Annotated in this window: 20 protein-coding genes; 13 read left to right on the forward strand and 7 right to left on the reverse strand. The window is 69.0% G+C overall.

Annotation, left to right across the window (positions count from 1 at the left end; translation table 11 throughout):
* Positions 1 to 23: 23 nt before the first annotated feature.
* Both ACT3UE_RS07605 and mnmA read left to right on the forward strand, forming a co-directional pair.
* Entirely contained in the window at positions 24 to 1,262 is a 1,239-nt protein-coding gene (locus ACT3UE_RS07605; RefSeq protein ID WP_444561479.1) for a cysteine desulfurase family protein, read from the forward strand.
* The gene (gene mnmA, locus ACT3UE_RS07610) at positions 1,259 to 2,410 is read left to right on the forward strand and encodes a tRNA 2-thiouridine(34) synthase MnmA (RefSeq protein WP_444561480.1); all 1,152 of its coding nucleotides are present in this window, start codon (positions 1,259 to 1,261) and stop codon (positions 2,408 to 2,410) included. Before ACT3UE_RS07605 ends, mnmA begins: the two co-directional genes overlap by 4 nt.
* Positions 2,411 to 2,435: 25 nt before the next feature.
* Here mnmA and ACT3UE_RS07615 read toward each other — a convergent pair whose 3' ends face one another.
* Positions 2,436 to 2,801: a hypothetical protein gene (locus ACT3UE_RS07615; RefSeq protein ID WP_444561481.1), complete on the reverse strand. Its 366-nt coding sequence runs from the start codon at positions 2,799 to 2,801 to the stop codon at positions 2,436 to 2,438.
* Positions 2,802 to 2,894: 93 nt separating this feature from the next.
* Here ACT3UE_RS07615 and ACT3UE_RS07620 point away from each other — a divergent pair, with 93 nt between their 5' ends.
* Genes ACT3UE_RS07620 through ACT3UE_RS07635 form a run of 4 tightly spaced genes read left to right on the forward strand, consistent with a single transcriptional unit; the run spans position 2,895 to position 5,826 of the window.
* On the forward strand, positions 2,895 to 3,818 hold the full coding sequence (locus ACT3UE_RS07620; RefSeq protein ID WP_444561482.1) for a lysostaphin resistance A-like protein: 924 nt from the start codon (positions 2,895 to 2,897) through the stop codon (positions 3,816 to 3,818).
* 41 nt (positions 3,819 to 3,859) lie between these two features.
* Positions 3,860 to 4,252: a chorismate mutase gene (locus ACT3UE_RS07625; protein WP_444554368.1), complete on the forward strand. Its 393-nt coding sequence runs from the start codon at positions 3,860 to 3,862 to the stop codon at positions 4,250 to 4,252.
* Positions 4,253 to 4,281: 29 nt separating this feature from the next.
* A complete protein-coding gene (locus ACT3UE_RS07630) occupies positions 4,282 to 5,283 on the forward strand; it encodes a hypothetical protein (RefSeq protein WP_444566499.1) in 1,002 nt (333 codons plus the stop codon).
* A 33-nt stretch (positions 5,284 to 5,316) separates the two neighbouring features.
* The gene (locus ACT3UE_RS07635) at positions 5,317 to 5,826 is read left to right on the forward strand and encodes a GNAT family N-acetyltransferase (protein WP_444561484.1); all 510 of its coding nucleotides are present in this window, start codon (positions 5,317 to 5,319) and stop codon (positions 5,824 to 5,826) included.
* Here the strand turns inward: ACT3UE_RS07635 and ACT3UE_RS07640 are convergent.
* Positions 5,823 to 6,866 carry a hypothetical protein gene (locus ACT3UE_RS07640; protein ID WP_444561485.1) on the reverse strand — a complete coding sequence of 348 codons (1,044 nt, stop codon included), beginning with the start codon at positions 6,864 to 6,866 and terminating at the stop codon, positions 5,823 to 5,825. The genes ACT3UE_RS07635 and ACT3UE_RS07640 overlap by 4 nt on opposite strands.
* 70 nt (positions 6,867 to 6,936) lie before the next feature.
* Here ACT3UE_RS07640 and ACT3UE_RS07645 point away from each other — a divergent pair, with 70 nt between their 5' ends.
* Complete coding sequence (locus ACT3UE_RS07645) at positions 6,937 to 7,512, forward strand: dienelactone hydrolase family protein (protein WP_444554372.1); 576 nt, start codon at positions 6,937 to 6,939, stop codon at positions 7,510 to 7,512.
* A 33-nt stretch (positions 7,513 to 7,545) separates the two neighbouring features.
* Here the strand turns inward: ACT3UE_RS07645 and ACT3UE_RS07650 are convergent, their stop codons facing one another.
* The 5 genes from ACT3UE_RS07650 to ACT3UE_RS07670 are packed head-to-tail and all read right to left on the reverse strand — an operon-like array spanning position 7,546 to position 12,991.
* On the reverse strand, positions 7,546 to 8,838 hold the full coding sequence (locus ACT3UE_RS07650) for a DUF58 domain-containing protein (protein WP_444554373.1): 1,293 nt from the start codon (positions 8,836 to 8,838) through the stop codon (positions 7,546 to 7,548).
* A gap of 8 nt (positions 8,839 to 8,846) precedes the next feature.
* A complete protein-coding gene (locus ACT3UE_RS07655; protein WP_444554374.1) occupies positions 8,847 to 9,863 on the reverse strand; it encodes an AAA family ATPase in 1,017 nt (338 codons plus the stop codon).
* Complete coding sequence (locus tag ACT3UE_RS07660; protein ID WP_444561486.1) at positions 9,815 to 11,005, reverse strand: DUF4350 domain-containing protein; 1,191 nt, start codon at positions 11,003 to 11,005, stop codon at positions 9,815 to 9,817. The genes ACT3UE_RS07655 and ACT3UE_RS07660 overlap by 49 nt, the downstream gene beginning before the upstream one ends.
* A complete protein-coding gene (locus ACT3UE_RS07665) occupies positions 11,002 to 11,682 on the reverse strand; it encodes a DUF4129 domain-containing protein (RefSeq protein ID WP_444561487.1) in 681 nt (226 codons plus the stop codon). The genes ACT3UE_RS07660 and ACT3UE_RS07665 overlap by 4 nt, the downstream gene beginning before the upstream one ends.
* Positions 11,683 to 11,686: 4 nt before the next feature.
* Positions 11,687 to 12,991: a hypothetical protein gene (locus ACT3UE_RS07670; protein WP_444566500.1), complete on the reverse strand. Its 1,305-nt coding sequence runs from the start codon at positions 12,989 to 12,991 to the stop codon at positions 11,687 to 11,689.
* Between the two features lie 147 nt (positions 12,992 to 13,138).
* On the opposite strand from ACT3UE_RS07670, the gene mtrA reads away from it, so the two are divergent.
* From mtrA to ACT3UE_RS07700, 6 genes are all read left to right on the forward strand, one after another.
* Complete coding sequence (gene mtrA / locus ACT3UE_RS07675; protein WP_444554378.1) at positions 13,139 to 13,816, forward strand: MtrAB system response regulator MtrA; 678 nt, start codon at positions 13,139 to 13,141, stop codon at positions 13,814 to 13,816.
* Positions 13,817 to 13,818: 2 nt separating this feature from the next.
* Positions 13,819 to 15,771: an MtrAB system histidine kinase MtrB gene (gene mtrB, locus ACT3UE_RS07680; protein WP_444566501.1), complete on the forward strand. Its 1,953-nt coding sequence runs from the start codon at positions 13,819 to 13,821 to the stop codon at positions 15,769 to 15,771.
* On the forward strand, positions 15,764 to 17,494 hold the full coding sequence (locus ACT3UE_RS07685; protein ID WP_444561489.1) for an LpqB family beta-propeller domain-containing protein: 1,731 nt from the start codon (positions 15,764 to 15,766) through the stop codon (positions 17,492 to 17,494). The genes mtrB and ACT3UE_RS07685 overlap by 8 nt, the downstream gene beginning before the upstream one ends.
* A 40-nt stretch (positions 17,495 to 17,534) precedes the next feature.
* Entirely contained in the window at positions 17,535 to 18,419 is an 885-nt protein-coding gene (locus ACT3UE_RS07690; RefSeq protein ID WP_444554381.1) for a ComF family protein, read from the forward strand.
* Positions 18,420 to 18,611: 192 nt separating this feature from the next.
* Positions 18,612 to 19,295, forward strand: a complete 684-nt coding sequence (gene hpf, locus ACT3UE_RS07695) for a ribosome hibernation-promoting factor, HPF/YfiA family (protein WP_444554382.1) — start codon at positions 18,612 to 18,614, stop codon at positions 19,293 to 19,295.
* Positions 19,296 to 19,323: 28 nt separating this feature from the next.
* Entirely contained in the window at positions 19,324 to 20,598 is a 1,275-nt protein-coding gene (locus ACT3UE_RS07700) for a winged helix-turn-helix domain-containing protein (RefSeq protein ID WP_444554383.1), read from the forward strand.
* The last annotated feature ends 51 nt before the right edge of the window (positions 20,599 to 20,649 follow it).

Here is a 20,649-nt window from a genome sequence, read left to right on the forward strand (position 1 = left end):
GGCTCCGGCGGTAGAATCGTGACGTGTCCGCCACCCAGCCCGTGTATTTCGATCACGCGGCGACCACGCCCATGTCGGCGTCCGCGCTCGCCGTGCTGACCCAGGAATTGAGCCGTACAGGGAACCCGTCGTCCCTGCACGGTGCAGGTCGTCGTGCCCATACCGTCGTGGAGGAAGCCCGCGAGAAGTTGGCCGCGGCCGCCGGGGCGCACTCCTCCGAGGTCATCTTCACCTCCGGCGGGACCGAATCGGACAACCTGGCGATCAAGGGCCTCTACTGGGCGCGCAATGGCGCCGACCCGGCCCGCCGCCGGATCCTGTGCAGCACCGTGGAACACCATGCCGTGCTGGATGCCGTCGAATGGCTGGCCGCCCATGAAGGGGCCGAAATCAGCTGGATCGACGTGGACTCCACCGGACGCATCCTCCTGGACCAGCTCGCCGCCGAAATCGCCAGGGATCCCGTATCGATCGCGTTGGTGACCCTGATGTGGGCCAATAACGAGGTCGGTACCGTCCAACCGGTCGCCGAGGCGGCCACGCTGGCGGCGGCCCACTCCATCCCCCTGCATTCCGACGCGGTCCAGGCGTTCACCGCCCTCGAGGTCGACTTCCGTGCGTCGGGCCTGGCCACGATGGCCATCAGCGCCCATAAGATCGGCGGGCCCGTCGGCATCGGGGCCCTGCTGGTGCGCCGGGACATCGTCCTGACCGCCGTCCAGCACGGTGGTGGCCACGAACGGGCCCTCCGCTCGGGAACCCTGAACACCGCAGCCGCTGCCTCCTTCGCCGCGGCCGCCGGTGAGGCAGTGGCCGGCCTGGCCGCCGAATCCGAGCGTCTGGCCGGGCTGCGCGATCGGCTGATCGCCGGCGTCCGCCATGCGGTTCCCGATGCCGAACTCTGCGGGCCGGCCGCCGATGGAGCCTCGGGGGAACGGCTGCCGGGCAACGCCCACTTCACCTTTCCAGGCTGCGAGGGGGACTCCTTGCTCTTCGTGCTGGACATGCTCGGGGTGCAATCCTCCACCGGGTCCGCCTGCACGGCAGGGGTGCCACGACCCAGCCACGTGTTGTTGGCCATGGGACGCACCGAGGAGGCGGCCCGCGGGGCCCAGCGGTTCACGATCGGGCACACCACCACCGAAGCCGACGTCCAGGCCCTGGTGGAGGCCTTGCCCGAAGCCCACCAACGGGCGAAACAGGCAGGTATGGCCGCCAGGAAAAGCAGCATCCAAACAGCAGGAACAGGATTAAGAGTATGAAGGTATTGGCAGCAATGAGCGGCGGGGTCGACTCCGCGGTGGCGGCAGCGCGCGCCGTGGATGCCGGGCACGACGTCGTCGGGGTGCATTTGGCGCTTTCGCGGATGCCGGGGACCCTGCGCACCGGGAGCCGGGGCTGCTGCACGGTGGAGGATTCCAACGACGCCTGGCGGGCCTGCGACAAACTGGGCATCCCGTACTACGTCTGGGACTTTTCCGAGCGTTTCAAGGAAGACGTCGTCGATGACTTCATCGCCGAATACGCCGCAGGACGCACCCCGAACCCCTGCATGCGCTGCAATGAGCGCATCAAGTTCGCGGCCCTGCTTGAAAAGGCGCTCGCCCTCGGCTTCGACGCCGTATGCACCGGCCACTACGCCAAGGTCATCACCGATGCCGAGGGGAACCCGGAACTGCACCGTGCCGCCGATTGGGCGAAGGACCAGTCCTATGTGCTCGGGGTGCTGACCCACGAGCAGCTGGGCCATTCGCTGTTCCCCTTGGCCGAAACCCCGTCCAAGGCCGAGGTGCGGGCCGAAGCCGAAAGCCGTGGTTTGTCGGTCGCGAAGAAGCCGGACAGCCACGACATCTGCTTCATTCCCGATGGGGACACCCGAGGCTGGCTCGAGGAGCGCATCGAACTGAGCGAAGGGGAGATCCTGGACCACGAAGGCAACTCCGTGGGTAGCCACCCCGGCGCCAACGCCTTCACCGTCGGGCAGCGCAAGGGGCTGAAGATCGGCCGTCCCGCCTCCGACGGCAAACCACGCTTCGTGTTGGAGATCCGGCCCAAGGACAACCAGGTCGTGGTCGGACCCAAGGAACTGCTCTCGGTCGATCGGTTGCGGGGCATCAAGGTCAGCTGGGCCGGCTTGCCGCTGAAGGAAGCGATGGCCGGCGAACGGTTCGACTGCATGGTCCAGGTCCGCGCCCACGCCGATCCGGTGGAGGCGGTGGGCTGGCTGGAAGAGGTCGCCGCGGAAGACGGTGGGACCAACCGCGAACTCGTGGTCGACGTCGACGATCCGCTCCAGGGGGTCTCCCCGGGACAGACGATGGTGATCTACCAGGGCACCCGGGTGCTGGGGCAGGCCACCATCGACACCGCCCGGAGCCTGTCCTGGGATCCGGCCAGCGTTTCCTCCTAGGAGACCGGCAGGTGGAGGCCGGATCCTAGTGGGCGGCCTCGTCGACGACACCGGTCAGCGGTCCGGCGACCTGCTCGTACTCACAGCGCACCCGTCCGGCCGGAACCGCCGGTAGCTCGCGGGGGGAATGGGTATCGCAGAAGACGAAATCGAAGTCCGGCCACCACTTCTTCGGCCGGGCGGCCTCGGAGCGGCCGCAGACCGTGCAGGTCAGATGGACCCAGACCGGTCGTTTGCCCTGCCGGTTCTGCATCGACTGGACCAGCCATGGTGGGGGATCGGCCTGCAGCTCGGCGAGTTCGGATTCCTCCAGCCGGCTGGGGATCCCGTGTCGGGTGGCCATCTCGAGGGGGATGTCCAGGGCAATCGCGGCGTCTCGTCTACTCATCATGGCCCCTCCACTGTAGGCCATCCGCCCCGGCCGTCCCGTCGCGGGACTACGCTGGAATGGACCTTTCCTCCCCGACCCCCGAGGTGCTCGCGCATGCGATCCGTCCGCCTGAAACCGATCGTCCTCTATATCGTGATCGCCTACGTGCTGGCCTGGCTGGTGGCACTGCCGCTGTGGCTCGGCGGCCAGGGCCTGGGCGATCCGTTGTTCACGGTCTATGCGCTGGTCATGATGCTCACCCCGACGGCGGCGGCCCTGCTGGTCACCCGCTTCGCCGAACCGAAGGCGCAGCGTCCCGGAGGGCCGGGGATCGCCCGCAGCCTGGGCCTCTGGCCGCTGAAGCCCGTGGGCCCCTTCCTCGCCTTCCTGGCCGCCGGCTGGCTGCTACCGATGCTCCTGGTGGTCGGTGGGCTGCTCCTGGGAGCCCTCCTGGGACTCTATCCGGCCGATGTCACCCACCTGCCGGTACTCCGTGGCCTCATGGCCCAGCAGGCCCCTCAGGCCGCCCGGGAGATCATGTCCATGCCCACCGCAGTACTGCTGGGCACGCAACTAGTGAGCATCCTGGTCGGGTCGATCATCAACATGGTTCCGGCGCTGGCCGAGGAGATCGGCTGGCGGGGGTGGCTGGTGCCCCGGCTGGAACCCTGGGGAAAAACTGCCACCGTCCTCATCTCGGGGATCATCTGGGGACTATGGCACGCCCCGCTGATCCTGTTGGGGTACAACTACCCGGGGGTCCCCGGAGGATTGAGCCTGCTGGCGATGACCGGGATGACGATCAGCTTCGGCGCCGTATTCGCCTGGTTGCGGATGGCCTCCGGGAGCGTCTGGCCGGCCGCCCTGGCCCACGGGTCCTTCAACGCCGCGGCGGGGTTGTATGTGGTGTTCGCGGCCACCTCGGATCTGGACCTGCTCGTCGTGGCGCCGCTGGGTTGGACCGGGTGGATCCTTCCACTGGTCCTGGCGGTCCTGCTGCTGTGGAAACTGCCGGTCAAGCGGGCACGCACCACGTAACACCGTCGGGCCCCGGGCCACTCCCAACTAGGATGGGACCCATGAGCAACGAGCCGCACGCCCAGCCCGCCCCGGGCGAGGACTACGACCCCACCGCCTCCTCCCTGTCCGGGAGCGTGGACCCCGAAATCATGCAGGAACTGTTGTCGGTGCGCGGCAGCATCGACAATATCGACGCCACCCTGATCTATCTGCTGGCCGAGCGGTTCAAGGCCACGCAGAAGGTCGGCCATCTCAAGGCCGAACACCAGCTGCCCCCGGCGGATCCGAACCGCGAAGTCGCCCAGATCGCCCGACTGCGCCGGCTGGCCGGCGAGGCACATCTGGACCCGGCCTTCGCCGAGAAGTTCCTGAACTTCGTGATCGACGAGGTCATCCGCCATCATCAGGCCATTTCGGCCTCCCGCGCCCCCGAGGGAGGCGAGGACCGCTGAGCAGCGTCCGCGTCACCGGTCAGGGGCCGTTGCCCGGCACCGACCCGCTCGAATCGACCCGCATCATCTGCGGTGAGCTGGGCGAGCCCCATCTGCCGCATCTGGTCCAGCTGCCCGATCGGGGCGTCGGCTCCGATGCCGTGGGCCGTACGGCCGCCCTGCTCACCGAACTCTATGTCGAGGTCCGACCCCACGGTTGGCGTCTGACCGACCGCCCCGGGCTGGATCACCGCCGCGCCGTTTCCGCCTTGGGCACCGACCTGGGGGTGATGGCCGACGTCGTCGGGGCCGCCGGAACCGACCCCGGGGCCCTGAAGCTCCAGCTGAGGGGGCCGCTGTCCCTGGCGGCAGGGATCTCGTTGCACCAGGGGGAGAAGATCCTCTCCGATGCCGGGGCCCGCCGGGATCTGGCCGATTCCCTGGCCGAGGGGGCCGCGAGGCATCTGCAGGACGTCCGTCGGGTCACCGGGGCGTCCGCGCTGACCGTGGTCGTGGAGGAACCCGGCGCCGCCGCGGTCCTGGGCGGTGCGGTCCCCACCGCCAGCGGATACCGCAGCCTGCGGGCCGTGGACCGGCAGGAAGCAGGCAGGCACTGGAAGGTCCTGGTCGAGGCACTCCACCAGGCCGGGGCGGAAACCGTGATCCTGGCCCCGGGGACCGGATTCTCCGGGGGAGGCCCCTCCTGGCCCGAACTGATCACCGAGGCCCTGGCCGTGGGGTTCGACACCATCTGCCTTCACGGGCGGGCCGATATCGCCGCCTGGGAACGCTGCGCCGAACTCCTGGACCAGGGCGGACGGCTCTGGCTCGAAACCCTGGACCCGGGTCAGGAACTCCCCGGTGTCTCCGCCGCCGTGGAGACGGTCCACCGGCACTTCCGCAGGATGGGACTACCCGATGCCCTGCTCGGGGCCCTGACCCTCATGCCGGCCCCCGGACTGGAAGCAACGACCCCAGAGACCACCCGCCGCGTGCTGCGCCGGCTCACCCGGACGGCGGACGCCCTGGACCAGGTCCGGCTGGGCGGCTGAGACACCCCCCGTGGAGGAAGGCCTGGAGACCCGATGCTGAAGGACCTGCCCCTGCCCGCCACACTCACGGTGCGCGGCGGCCCGTTGACCCTGCGCCGGGCGCAGGAGGGGGATCTGCCGGGGCTGATGCGGTTGCTGGCCGATGATTCGATCAGCGCCTCCCGCGGTGATGGCCCCGGAAGCGATCCGGAACCCTATCGGCTCGCGCTGCAGGACCTGGTGGACGATCAGGGGAACGACCTGCTGCTCGTCGAGGACCCCGACGGCACCGCCATCGCGATGCTGCAGCTGACCCGGACCCCGGGGTTGAGCCGCCGGGGCAGCACCCGGCTGCTCGTGGAAGCGGTGCGCGTCGGAACCGGGCACCGGTCCGCCGGTCTCGGATCTGCGATGCTGCGCTGGGTCACCGGGATCGCCGCCCCGGCCCTGGGAGCCTCCCTGGTCCAGTTGACCTCGGATGCCTCCCGGGTCGAGGCCCACCGGTTCTACACGCGGCTGGGGTTCGTGGGCTCGCATATCGGGTTCAAGTACCAGTTGCCCTAGACCGCCCGGCGGGCTCCGAAGCGCAGGGCCAGCAGATCCAGCAGTTGGAGGGCACAGAGCTGCTGGTGGCTGCGCAGGGCGGGGCTGGTGGACAGTGGTTCCCGGCTGCCGGCTTCCGCATAGTAGATGAACAGGGCGGAGAACCAGGTGTCCAGATCCGCGTCAGCGGCCCCGGCCGTCAATTCCCAGGAGGAGACCTCCTCGAGGGAGAGGCCGCCGTCGAGCAGGGAAGGCCAGAGCACCGCCCAATCGGCCCAGCCGGGACCGGTGGCCAGGTAGTTCCAATCGCAGATCCAGGCGGTACCGGCCGGGAATCCACCGGACGCGGCCCGGGAGATGACCACGTTGTCGGCCCGCAAGTCGTTGTTCAGCGGCACGGGCCCGGACAGGGCGGTGTCGATGCGGGAGGCCGCCCGCAGGATGTCCCCGGCCAATTCGTCCCCCGCCGAACCGATGAACCACGGGGGCAGATGGTCGGGGCGCCGGCCGGACTCCAGGACCATCCGTCCGCCGTCGAGGTCCGCGAGGTGGGTGTCCCATTGGAGTTCGAGGCGTCCGGTGGCGGGCAGGCTTGCGGAGGCGTCGCCCAGGACCTGGTTGGTGAGCAGGCAACTGTTGTGGATGGCCCGGGCATCGGCCAGGGTCCATGGGGTGCCGGGCATCCACCCGTCCAGTGCCGTGGTGGCGAAGACCAGCCACCCGGCGAGGATGTCGTGCTCCAGCAGTGACGGGACCGGGGCGCCGGAGGGCAGGACCCCCAGCACTTCGACCTCCCGGGCATACGCGGGGGCGATGTGTGGATCATCCGCCGGGATGGCCTTGACGAAGAGCGGACGGGGCCCGCGAAGGACAGCGGCGAACCCGTGGGTGAAGCCACCCCCGGCGGGGTCCACGGCGTCGAGGCGTCCGCCGACCCAACGCGTCAACAGCTCCCTGACCTCCTCGGGGAGGTCCTGCCACCGGGCGCGCCGGGCCGTGGAAGTGTAGTCAAGGTCCGGGCGCCGGTCCGCCAGGGGGCCGGAGGCCTTGTCATTGGTCATCCAGTCCACCATTCTGGGATCGGGTCCACGGGCCCGCCGACAGAGCACGCACCACTGGAGAGGCACCACCATGGCCGACGTCGTCCTATTCCACCACGCACTGGGCCTGACCCCCGGGATCGAGGGGTTCGCCGAGCTCCTGAGGGCCGGAGGACATACGGTGCACACTCCCGACCTGTTCGATGCGCACTGCTTCGAGACCCTGGACGAGGGGGTGGCCCACGCCTCGAAGATCGGTTTCGGGGAGCTGGTGGGCCGCGGCACCCGGGCCGTGGAGGATCTGGGCCCGGAACTGGTCTACGCAGGATTCTCCCTGGGCGTGATGCCGGCCCAGAAGCTGGCGCAGACCCGTCCCGGGGCCGCCGGCGCCCTGTTCTTCTCCTCCTGCGTCCCGGTCACCGAATTCTCGCCCTCCTGGCCGGCCGGGGTCCCCGTGCAGATCCACGCCGCGGAAGAGGATCCCTATTTCATGGACGAAGGAGATGCCGACGCCGCCCGCGCCCTGGTCGCCGAGGCGCCGGCCGCCGAGTTGTTCCTCTACCCGGGGTCGGGCCACCTGTTCGCGGACTCCTCCACCGCCGAATACGACGCCGGGGCGACGGACACGATGCTGGCCAGGGTCCTGGCCTTCCTCGGCTCCCACTGACCCGGGGGACGGGGACGGGGACTCCAGGGTGTCCTAGAGCCGCCCGGTGGCCTTCAACCGGATGTAGGTGTCGGCCAGTAGCGGAGGCAGCTCCAACGGGGCGGCGTCGACGATCTCGGCGCCGACGGCCCGCAGTTGGGTCTTCAACGCCTCCCGCTGCTGCAACGTCCTGGCCGCGGCAGCCGCCCGGTACACGGCCGCGGCATCGGAGACATCGGCGGCCCGTTCGTCCAGCTCCGGGTCCCGCACCGCGGCGATGACCACCACATGCTGGGAGGTGAGCGCCGGCAGGATGGGCAGCAGCCCCTCTTCCACGGCGCCGGAGTCCAGGGCGGTGAGCAGCACCAGCAGGGAACGGTGCGTGGAGATGGCCCGCACCTGTGCCGGGAGGCCGGAGAAGTCCGCCTCGATGAGTTCGGGCTCCAACGGGGCCATCGCTTCGACCAGCTGGGTGAGCATGACGGCCTTGGACGCCGATTCGACCCGGGCCCGTGGCCTGCGGTCGTAAGCCAGGAAATCGACCCGGTCCCCGCCGCGTTCGGCCAGCACCGCCAACAGCAGGGAGGCTTCGATCCCGGTATCGAGCCGGGGTTCGTCGGCCACCCGGGCCGCCGAGGTGCGGGAGGTATCCAGGACGATGACCACCCGACGGTCGCGTTCGGGCCGCCAGGTCCGCACGACGACGTTCTGTCGGCGGGCGGTGGCCCGCCAGTCGATGGAGCGCACGTCGTCACCGCGGACGTAGTCTCGAAGTGAATCGAATTCGGTGCCCGCGCCCCTGACCTGGATCGCGGCCCGGCCGTCCAATTCGCGCAGACGCTGGAGCTTGGAGGGCAGATGGCGTTTGGCGTGGAAGGGGGGAAGCACCCGCAGGGTGCCTGCGCTGGCATGGGTGAGTTGACGGGCCGCCAGACCCATTGGACCCGAGGACCTCACGGTGGTGTGGTGCACCGATAGGTCCCCGCGCCGGACCGGTTGCAGGTTGATCGCGAAGACCCGGCGCTCGCCGGCGGGCAGGTCAATGGGAAAACGGGTGTTCCGGGCTCCCGTCGAGGGCTGCCAGCCGTCCCGGACGGAACCCCGCAACCTGCGGGTTCCTGGATTATGCAGATACAGCTGGGCCGTGGCCGGTTCCCCCAGGCGCACACTGCGCGGGATGGCCCGTTCGATGACCACCACCCGGGGGGAGGCGGCCAGGGCGACATCGAGTCCCGCCAGGGCGGACAGCACGCCCAGGGCGATGAGGATCGTGGGCACGCCGGGCCAGAGGACGACCGGCACGAGCCCGAGCAGGGCCAGCCAGACGAAACGGCGGTACAGGGCCATGCCGGGCCCTAGCGGGGGACCGGCACGGTGGCCAGGATGGACTGCAGGACGTCGTCGGCCCCGACCCCATCCATCTGTGCCTCGGGCCGCAGGGATACCCGGTGGCGCAGGCACGGCAGGGTGAGGACCTTGACGTCGTCGGGGGCCACGAAGTCGCGGCCGGAGAGCCACGCCCAGGCCCGGGAGGTGTTCAGCAAGGCGGTCGCCCCGCGGGGGGAGACGCCCAGCTGGAAGCTGGGGGCATTGCGGGTCGCCCGCGCGATGTCGACGATGTAGCCGATGACCTCCGGTGACACCGTCACCGCGGCCACCGCCCGGCGGGCTGCCGCCAGGTCATCGGCGCTGGCCACCGCCCGGACCCCCGCCGCTGCCAGGTCGCGGGGATCGAACCCTGCGCCGTGGCGGCGGATGATCTCGATCTCGTCCTCGCGTTCGGGAAGCTCCATGGTCAGTTTGAGCAGGAACCGGTCCAGCTGGGCTTCGGGCAGCGGGTAGGTGCCTTCGTATTCCACGGGGTTCTGCGTCGCGGCCACGATGAAGGGTTCGGGCAGCAGCCGGCTGATCCCGTCCACGCTGACCTGACGTTCCTCCATGGCCTCCAGGAGCGAGGCCTGCGTCTTGGGCGGGGTCCGGTTGATTTCGTCCGCCAGCATGATGTTGGTGAACACCGGGCCCTCACGGAAACTGAAATCGGCGGTGTTCGCGTCGTAGACCAACGAACCGGTCACGTCGCCGGGCATCAGGTCGGGGGTGAACTGGACCCGCTTGGTATCCAGGTCCAACGCCGCCGACAGGGTGCGCACCATCAGCGTCTTCGCGACCCCGGGCACGCCCTCGAGCAGCACGTGTCCCTGGGCCAGCAGGGCGATGAGGAGCCCGGTGACCGTGGCATCCTGCCCGACGACGGCCTTGGACACCTCATGGCGCACGTCCAATAGCGCCTGGCGGACCGTATCGGCCTCTTTGACTTGTTCGCTCACGGGATCCCGATCTCCTTTTCGACGGTATGCAATTCCTGGGCCCATTCGACCAGTCCGGCCTCGCCGGTGATCTTTTCGGGGAAATAGAGGCGGCGCAGGCGGGAACCGGGCAGGCCCGACTCCTTGGCCGCAGTGGCTACGATGTCATCGGCCCGGCTGCCGTGCCCGAGCCGGAGGCGGACGGCGAGGCGGTCCAATGACGCCGACCGCAGGGCGGCGACGGCCGCGTCGATGGCCTGGGCGTCCCGGTACAGGCGGGCCCGGCCCTCGGCGGTCTCCGAGGCGGGGACGACGACGGGAAGCGGTTCGCTCACCAACGGGCCGTCCCGGCGGGCCCGCCAGAGGATCGCGATGACCCCCAGGAGCAGCAGCCAGCCGGAGGCCGGGGAAACCCAATCCGGGAGCAGTTCGAAGGGGTTCGCCGCGGGGCCGGTGAACTCGTGGTCCGCCACGGTGGGCTGGTACCAGACGAGCGTTGGTTCGGCCCCCAGGGTGCGCAAGGCCAACGGGGCATGGTCGAAGTCCAGGACATGGCCGTTGTCGAGGTAGGCCGGGTTGCCCAGCACCGTCGTCGTCCCCTCCACGACGTAGCCGTAGGCCTCGTGGTCCCGGGCCCCGTAGTTGAAGCATCCCCTCGCGGCGCGGTACTTCTTCCCGCCGGCGGCGGCCTCACGCGTTTCGGCGACGGCGGGAACCGGGCAGTCGGCAGCCACCGGGGAGTCGGCCTCCTCGGGGACGACGCCGGCCGGGCGGGTGGAGGGGGCGAAGACCCGGAGCTCATCGAAGCCCGGCTCCACCAGTACGGTCCGGCCGGCGGCCTCGTCCAGTTCGGTGAGTTGGTCCTGGTTCAGGTAGCCGCCCTGGTCGTGGAGCAGCAGCGTGGTCCCGCCGTCGGCCCGCAGGGCAGCCAGGGCGGCGTCGAGTCCGTCGGGTTGTTCCACGGAGATGTCGTGGTCCGCCAGGACCCGTGCCACCGCCTTCCCGCCCTCGGGGCCGGGGTTCTGCGGGCTCAGGACCCGGGTGTCGTGGGGGCCGTTGGCCAGGGCGTAGTAGACGGCGGCGAGCACGGCCACCACGGCGATGATGATCCACAGCCGCCAGGCCCGCCAGCGGCCGGCCCAGACCGAACGGGCCGAGGCCGGACGCGGGGCCGCCAGCAGGCGATCGCCATCCTTGATCCGACTCATCTGGGCACCACCACTGCCGGGTCCGCCCGGGCGGCTGAGGGGGTGGCCGTGGAGAGGCGGTCCTCCAGCGTGGTCAGGTTGCGGGCGTCCTCGGCGCTGGGCTCGTGATGACCGTAATGCACCGCGTTGAAGAGCCTGGCCGCCTCCCGCAGTGCCGGGGATTCGCCGGCGAAGGCCTGCCCGAGCGCGGTGGAGACTTCGGTGGCGGTCCGTCCAGGCCGGGGCTCCAGCAGGGTGCGTTCCTCGGCCCGGGCCAGCAAGGCCCTGAACCGCTCCAGGACGGCGGTGGCATAGTCGGCCGCCAGGAAGGCGCGGTCGGCCCGTCGACGGTAGTCCTCGGCGCCGAGGGTGGCATCCAGGTCCACCTCGGCCCCGGCCTCCTGCGCCGTGCGGGCCCGGCGCTGCAACCGGGGGCGCGCGAAGAGGACGACCAGGGTGATGAGGATGGCCAGGGCCAGCAGGACCACGAGCCAGCCCAGGTTCGGGGCCAGCGCATTCAAGGAATCCACCCACTGGACGAAATCGGCCCAGACCTGTTTCAGGAAGACCACGATGGGGTTGGGCATCGCCTGGGCATACTCCTGCCGGGCCAGTTCCCGCGTCAGCTCACCGGTGGCTTCGTCCCGGTCGGGAAGATAGTGCGGGGCCTGCAGGAGGAGGGGCAGCGCGGAGGGCATCGGGTCAGCGGCCCGCCGGGTAGCCGGGGGAGTTGCCCGCCGGGGGGACGGTCGGCAGGCCCGGGATCGGGGCATCGATGCCGCTGTCGAATTCACGCAGCAGGGTCATGTCGAAACCGTCGCGACGGAACCGCAGATCGGTGTAGAGCAGCGTGGTGACCGAGCATTCGTAGGCGAAGCCCAGTCCCGCGGCGATACCGCCGAGGATCGTGCTGACGAAGCCGATCTTGACCAGGAGGCCGGCCAGGGCCGCCGGATCCTCGGGGGCCAGCATCCCGCCCAGCAACCCGGAGATCATGCTCAGCGGGGAAGTGATCAGGCTGGTGATGATCGCGACGATGATGCCGGTCAGCAGCAGGATCCCGAAGCACCGCCACCAGGAGGACTTCACCAGGGCGAAGGATCGGGCCATGGCCGCCAGCGGTGGCAGGTTCTCCGCCACGACGGCGTGGACGGTGAACGTCAGTTTAATCGAGATCCAGAGCGTGGTGGGGATGGCCAGCACCACGACGATGGCCGCCGTGGTGAAGGTGGCGGCCGTATCGGCGTTGAAGGCCACGAGGGTCACGATGCCTGCGCAGATGGCCAGCGCCGCGATCCCGGCGATCAGGTACAGCAACGCGACCAGCAGGAGCCTGCCGATCGAGGGGCGCAGGATCCGCAGGGCCTGCCCGAAGCGGGTCTTGCGGTTCAGCGTCGCCCGCAGCACGGGGATGGTGATGGCCCCCTGGACGATGATCATCAGGAACACCGAGGCCAGCCCGGCCGCCAGGCTGCCCGCGACCATGGTGATCAAGGATCCGGCCAGGGCGCTGAAATCCGGTTCGGCACCGTCGGCGAAGCCGGGGTCGGCGATGACGGAGAGCAACGGGATGGCCAGCAGGGCGCTGATGGTTCCGATGAAGAGCTGGACGATCACCGACAGGCCCAGCGTGGAACCGGCATTGCGGCGGACCGCCTGGAAGGCGCCGTCGAGCATGTCCCCGAGACCGAGTGGACGCAACGGGACGACCCCGGGCTTCGGCGGCGGGGCATATCCGTAGGGGCCCGCCGGGGGGAAGCCCTGGCCGGGCGGCGGCATCCCTCCGCCGGGGCCCGGTGGTCCTCCCCAGGAGCCGGGGGCCGGGTGGCCCCAGCCCTGGCCCGGTGCGGCCCCCCACCCCTGCTGCGGTGGGTTCTGCCAGCCGGGCGCCGCCGGTGGTTCGAAGCCCCCGGGAGCCGGCGGGATTCCGGCGCCCTCCGGCACTCCGGCATCCTGACCGGGCTCGGAACCGGGCAGGTCGTCGGGGTTGGGTGGGTATTCAGTCATGCCGTTGGTGCCCCTCGCATCGCGTCAGTGTCCGAACCAGCCTAACGGGGCCCGGTGCGCCGCTGCAGGGGGCGCACCGCTGACCCCTATAGTGGAGGGCAGGTTCAAAGAGACACCAGTGAGACGTTCAGACGGAAGAGGGGTGCCATGAAGGCCCGAGTTTTGGTGGTCGACGATGACGAGGCGCTGGCCGAGATGATCGGCATCGTGCTGCGTAACGACGACTTCGACCCGGTCTTCTGCTACGACGGGGCCCAGGCCCTGGACACCTTCCGCGAGGTCAAACCGGATCTGGTCCTGCTGGATCTGATGCTGCCGGGCATGGACGGCATCGAGGTCTGCCGGCTGATCCGGGCCGAAGCGGATGTCCCGATCGTCATGCTCACGGCCAAATCCGATACCGCCGATGTGGTCCGTGGACTGGAGTCGGGGGCCGACGACTACGTCCCGAAGCCGTTCAAGCCGGCCGAACTCATCGCCCGGGTCAGGGCCCGGATGCGTCCGGGGGAGAAGCATGCCCCGGAGACGCTGAAGATCGCGGACCTGGTGATCGACGTGGCCGGGCACTCGGTGACCCGGGGTGGGGAACCGATCTCGTTGACCCCGCTGGAATTCGATCTGCTGGTGGCATTGGCCAGGAAACCGTGGCAGGTCTTCACCCGTGAACTGCTGCTCGAACAGGTTTGGGGCTACCGGCATGCCGCCGATACCCGGTTGGTGAACGTCCATGTGCAGCGGCTGCGGTCCAAGGTCGAAACCGACCCGGAGAACCCCGAAGTCGTCCTGACCGTGCGCGGAGTCGGATACAAGGCCGGACAGGGCTGAGCATGGAGACCTCCGCCGCGGACCACCCGGCGGCGGAACCCGACGACGGGGAGCCGCCAGTCTCCCGGGCCTTCCTGCTGCGCCCGCGGGCGGACCGGGAGGGCTCCCGGTGGAAACGCATGGTCACCGCGTGGCGGCGCTCGCTGCAATTGCGGGCCGTGGCCACCACCGTGCTGCTCTCCGCGTTGGCGATGCTCGGGGCCGGGATCTTCCTGTCGAACCAGATCGCCGACGGCCTGTTCCAGGAACGCTTCAACCAGGTCCAGGAGGAATCGGTCCGTGGCCTGAACCAGGTCAAATCCAACTTCGAGTCCGCGGCCACCACCGACCGCTCCAGCACCGTGGCCTTCGTCAATGACACGTTGAAGCTGGTCGAGGGTGATGGTGCCAGCGTCCAACGCGACTTCATCCTGACCCCGCTGCCCAGCTCCGAGAACATCTATGTCCCCAACACCGCCAGTGGTGGACTGACCAATGCCGTCATCCCCGACACCCTGTCCACCACCGTGAAGGACAGCCCCGGGGTCTATTGGGAATCGATCAGCTTCCCGCATGCCAGCTACGACACCCCCGGTCTGGCCTTCGGCACCACGGTCCAGTTGCCGCCCGGGCGCGACTATGCCCTGTATCTGGTCTACGACCTGGATTCGGTACAGCAGACCCTGGACTTCATCCACCGGGTGCTGGCCATCGGTGGGGTGCTGTTGCTCCTGGTCACCGGCGGCATCGCCTGGTACACCACGCGTCTGGTGGTCCGCCCGGTCTCCACCGCCGCCTCGGCCTCGGAGAAGTTGGCCGCCGGACAGTTGCAGGAACGCCTGGAGGTCCACGGCGAGGACGAGATCGCCCGGCTGGGGATCTCGTTCAACCGGATGGCCACCAACCTCCAGGACCAGATCACCCAGCTGGCCACCCTGTCGCAGATGCAGCAGCGCTTCGTCTCGGACGTCTCTCACGAACTGCGCACCCCGCTCACGACGGTCCGCATGGCCGCCGAGGTCCTCCACGACGCCCGCGAGGACTTCGACCCGATCAACCGGCGCTCCGCCGAACTGCTCTACAACCAGGTCGAACGCTTCCAGACCCTGCTCAACGACCTGTTGGAGATCTCCCGTTTCGACGCAGGGGCCGCGCTGCTGGATGCCGAGGTCCTCGATCTGGTTCCGGTGGTTCGGCGGGTCGTGGAGACCGCGAGCCTGCATGCGGAGAACCTCGGATCCGAATTGCGCGTCCACCTCCCCGAGGAGGGGTGCGCCGTGGAGATGGACCCGCGCCGCATCGAACGGATCATCCGCAACCTGGTGATGAACGCCGTCGAACACGGGGACGGGAATCCGATCGACATCACCGTCGGCCAGGATGAATACGCGGTCGCGGTCAGCGTGCGCGACCATGGGATCGGAATGGACCCCGAAGAGGCCTCGCGCGTCTTCGACAGGTTCTGGCGCGGGGATCCCGCCCGGGCCCGGACCACCGGAGGCAGTGGGTTGGGACTATCCATCGCCACCGAAGACACCCGCCTGCATGGTGGGTGGCTGCAGGCCTGGGGTGAGAAGGGCGAAGGAGCCTGCTTCCGGCTGACGTTGCCACGGCATCTGGGCGAATTGCTCGGTTCCTCGCCGTTGCCCCTGATGCCGCATACCCAGCTGGCGCTGGGCCAGTCGCTGGGCATGGGGGAGCCCGCCCCGTACACGGCCTCGCTGCCCACCCTGCCCACCCTGCCCACCGGGAACCTCGCCTTGCCCGGCTCGATCCTGCGGGCGGTTCCACCGGCCGAGCGGGCCACCGCGGTGTCCCCCTCCCCGGACCCCGACGACCAGCAGCCCGCCGCCCCGGACCGGATGGACCCCCACGGTGATGACCGGGCTGCCGCGGGAGGGCCGGAGGAACAGGACCCGGGAAGCATTGCCGACGACGAGCCCGGCACCGGGAAACAGGGAGGACAGGATGCTTAAGCACAGGGCATGGCACGGCGGCGGGGCCCGGGTCACCAGGGTACTCGGGGCCCTCGTCGCGGTCCTGTTGGTCATCACCGGTTGTGCCTCGATCCCGACGTCGGGGCCCGTGGGCACCAGTGCCCCCGAAGCCGCCGGCCAATCCGATTTCTCCTATGCCTTCGATCCTCCCGGGCCCACCAAGGATGCTTCCCCGCAGCAGATCATCGAGGGGTTCCTGCGCGCGGGCATCGACCCGCAGGACGATTACAGCGTGGCCCGCGAATACCTGGCCCGGGATGTCTCCCGGGAATGGCGGGCCGCGGACCGGACCACCGTCTATACCTCCGAACCCAACATCGTGGAGAATGTCGAAAAAGGCAGCTACACGGTGGAGGTCTCGGAGACCTCCAGCATCGACGAATACGGGCTCCTGACACGCAAGAAGGAACGGACCACGAAGTCGGTGGACTTCGAACTGGTCCAGGTCGACGGCCAATGGCGGCTCTCGAAGGTCCCGGATGGCACGATGATGGACGAGGGAAGCTTCGCGATCGTGTTCAAGTCCTACCCGTTGTACTTCTACGATTCCACCGACACCTACGCCGTGGCCGACTACCGGTGGTTCGCCACGCGGCAGGGCCTGTCCGCGACCGTCACGGCCGCACTGTTGGCCGGCCCCGCCCCTTATCTGCGCAATGCCGTCAGCAGTGCCTTCCCCGAAGGCAGCGAACTGGCGCGGGCCTCCGTGCCGGTGGAGTCCAAGCGGGCCACGGTGGACCTGAACGAGGCGACGTTCACCGATGCCAACGAGCTGCAACGACAACTGATGCAACAGCAGCTCGAATTGACGCTGAGCCAGATCCAGAACGTCAGCACGGTCACGATGACGGTCGCCCAACGGGCCGTGAGCCTGGGCAGCGTGGCCGAGGGGTTCACCGATGCCATCGTCGAGGCCTCGGTGCCGAACACCCAGATCGCGATCGCCAACAATTCCCTGGTGTTCTACCAGGGCAACGGCGTCGTCCCCGTGGGAGGGGTCCAGGACATCTCCTCGCATAAGCCCCGCGACCCGGCCATGTCTCCCGCGGACAATCGTTTTGCCTTCCTGAACGGCAAGCGCACCCAACTGTTCACCGTGGACGAATCCGGGGTGGTCCATGAGGCGACCACCGGGCAGAAGTTGTTGCGTCCGAGCATCGACGTCCACGGCTGGACGTGGACGGTCGGCAACGACGGACGCACCCGGGTCAGGGCGACCCCCTCGGACACGAAGAAGGACGGCCCCTCACGCCAGGTCAATGCCGGATGGATGTCCAAGGCGGATGTCACCTCCCTGCGGGTTTCCCCCGATGGGGCCCGGGCCCTGGTGATCGCCAAGGTCAAGGGCACGACCGGAGTCTACATCACCGGCATCATCCGTGACAGCGAAGGCGTCCCGCGCGGGTTCACCGATCCGTTGAAGCTGGACTCCTCGGTTCCGGTGGAGCGGGGGGTGTGGAACTCCTCGGATTCCGTGGTGGTGATGAAACCCAGCGACACCAAGGCCGTCCAGGCCGAAGAACTCTCCCTGGATGGAAGCACCAAGGAACTGGAACCGTTGTTGGGGATGACCAATATCTCCGCCGGCCCGGGAGACCAGCGTACGGTCTACGCCGAAACCCCCGACGGGGTCTACTCGCAGGTCTTCTCCACCTGGAAGAAGCGTGAGGGCAAGGCCACCCAGCTCGCCTACCCGGGGTAGCGGCCCGCTGTCCACAGCCGCTGGTCCGGACCTTCCAGACATGGCCCGCCCCGGGGACCATGAAGGCATGGAGTACCCGGCATTACCCGATCGGTGGGGTCGTCGCCTGGACTCGGTGGCCTTCTCCTCCTCGGTCCGGGGGCCGCTGTCGGCCCTGGCCGAACTCGGTTCGGTGGCGGCGCCCAGCGACTGTGTGTTCTGCCGCCGGCCCGATGTGGTGATGTGCCGGTCCTGCCGGGGCTCCTTCCGGGCCGCGACCGTCCGTCCCTTCCAGGCCCAGGACGGGGCCGAGTCCCTCCCGTTGGATCCGAAGGGGGAACCGTTGGCCGTGGTGGCCGGGGGAGTCTATGCCCGGGAGGTCTCGGCCGCCGTCCTGGCGTTCAAGAACCGCCAACGGGTCTCCTTGGCCGGGGTGTTGGGCCCGGCCCTGGCAGGGGCCCTGCGGGTCGCCGGGGAGGGCTTTGACGACGGGGTGGTGCTGGTGCCGATCCCCTCGACCCGCATCGCCCGGGCCCGCCGCGGCTATGCCCCGGTGGACGTGCTGTTGACCTGGATCCAGCGCCGGGCCCTGTTGCCGCCGTCGACCAGCCTCGCCCGCATGCTGCGGGTCCGCCCCGGACCGCCATGGGCGGGGGCCGCGCAGAAGACCAAGGGCCGGCGTGCCCGCTCGGGTAGTGCCGCACAACTGGTCCTGCGTCGCACGCGGGGGATCCCCGACCGTCCGGTGCTGCTGGTGGATGATGTGCTGACCACCGGGGCCACCCTGGCCCGGGCGCATCACCAACTCCAGGCCGCCGGGGTCCGGGTCGAGGGTGCCGTGGTGCTGGCCGCGACCGCTGCACCGCGGCACGGGGACGGGTCAGCGGTGGGCGCCCCGGATCCCGACGGGAGCGACACGCCCACCGGATCCCGGCCGGGACGCTGAGGAATTCGATGCCAGACCACATGTCGAGTGACGTGGATCACGAAATGAACGGTGGGAAGGCTTGATTAACCTGCGCGCTGGATTACGGTTGAGTATGGGCACCTCACCAAGAGGAGAAGAACCCATCTTCAGCGGTTGAAAGGAGAGACTTTCAGCCGCTGTCGTGTCACCCGAGGTCAGTAGGAGGACACCATGGAGATGCACATCACCGGGCGCAATGTGACGGTATCCGATCGATTCCGCGAATACGCGGATGAGAAGACGGGCAAGATCGAGCAGTTGGCCAGCAAGGTCCAGCGCCTCGACGTGAAGGTCACCAAGGAACCCAACGCCCGGCAGGCCGAAGCCCAGCTGACAGTGGAGATCAGCGTGGTGGGCAGCGGCCCGGCCATCCGTGCCGAGGCCAAGGCGGCCGATAAGTTCGCGGCCTTCGATACGGCCTTCGCCAAATTGCTCGAGCGGCTGCGGCGGGCCCGCGATCGGCGAAAGGTCCACCACGGCCGGCAGACACCCAAGGCGGTGTTCCAGGCGACGTCGACCCTAGAACCGGTCAGCAGTACCATGCCCCTGCATGAACAAACCCGTCAGGAACAGGACCAGGAACGCGAAGCAGCCGAAGCCGCCGAGGAAAGCCCGGTCGAGATCCGCCGTAAGGTCTTCCCCTCCGAGACCATGAGCGTGGACGATGCGGTGGACCGCATGGAACTGGTCGGGCACCCGTTCTACCTGTTCGTCGATGCCGACACCGGGGCCAGCTCGGTGGTGTACCGCCGGCGGCAATGGAACTACGGGGTGATCACCCTCGACGACAACCACTCCGACGAGGAGACGGTGGAGACCCGGAAGTACCGTGGCTCGCAGGGCGCCGCCGTGTGATGACGGCTCCGGGGCCCGAAAGGGCTCCATGACCCGATCGATGACCTTGGCCCAGGCCCGGCGCATTGCGCTGGCGGCCCAGGGACTTCATCAGGAACGGCCCACCCGCCGGGCGACCGCCCGGCAGGTGGGCCGGACCTTTGAGCGCCTGCAATTGTTGCAAATTGATTCGGTCAACGTCCTGACCCGGGCCCACTATCTGCCGCTCTTCGCCCGGTTGGGGCCCTACGATCGGGCGGCATTGGACCGGTTGTCCTCCCGGTCGCCACGGCGGATGGTGGAGTACTGGGCCCACGAAGCAAGCTTCATCCGGCCCGAACACCACGCCGACCTGTTGCTGTGGCAACGACGGACCTGGATGGGCAGCTTCACCCCCGATCGTCCCGAACTCGGTGAACTGGCCGACCGGATCCTTGACCTGCTGGGCTCCTCACGGCCGCTGACGGCCCGTGAGGTGGCGACTCGTTTGGGACACCATGAAGTGATCGACCGTTCCGGCTGGGGATGGAACCGCTCCTCGGTGAAGGAGGCGTTGGAAGCCATGTTCGCCCTCGGGCAGGTCGGCTCCGTGAACCGCAGCACCCAGTTCGAACGGCGTTATGCCCCCATCTCCACGGTCCTTCCCCCACAGGCCCGCAGTGCGGGGCCGCCGCGGGCGATCGAGGGGGTCGGAGGTGGCATGGTCGTCGCGGCCACCGACGCCGAGCGCTCCACCTCCGCCCGCAGGCTGATCGAGGCCGCGGCCAGGGCTCACGGCATCGGCACCGTGCGTTGCCTGGCCGATTACTTCAGGCTCCCGGTCCGCGCCGCGGCCGAAGCCGTGGAACGACTCGTCGAGGACGGGGTGCTCGAACTGGTCGATGTCCAGGGGTGGCCCGGCCGCCAATACCTCCACCACCAGGCTCTCAAACCGCGCCGGGCACGGGCCCGGGCGCTGCTCAGCCCCTTTGACTCGCTGGTCTTCGAACGACGGCGCCTGGAGGAGCTCTTCGGTTTCCACTACCGGCTCGAGATCTACACCCCGGCCGCCCGACGACGCTACGGCTACTACGTCCTGCCCTTCCTGTTGGGCCAGGACCTCGTGGCCCGGGTGGATCTCAAGGCCGATCGGGCGCGGGGAGTGCTCCTGGTCAGATCCAGCCACGCCGAACCGGAGGCACCCGCTGAAACCGCCCGGGAACTGGCGTCCGAGCTTTCCCTGATGGCTGAATGGCTCGGTCTGGAATCGGTGCAGGTCGAACTGGAGGGTAACCTTTCCCTAGAACTGGCCAATACGGTGGGGACACGAAGCGCGGGAACCTGAAAGGGCCGCCGATCGTGTCTCCCGTAGACTGGTCAAGCCAGAATTCCTGTG

Source organism: Arthrobacter sp. 179 (genome assembly GCF_052379645.1).
In the GTDB taxonomy this organism is placed as follows: domain Bacteria; phylum Actinomycetota; class Actinomycetes; order Actinomycetales; family Micrococcaceae; genus Arthrobacter_H.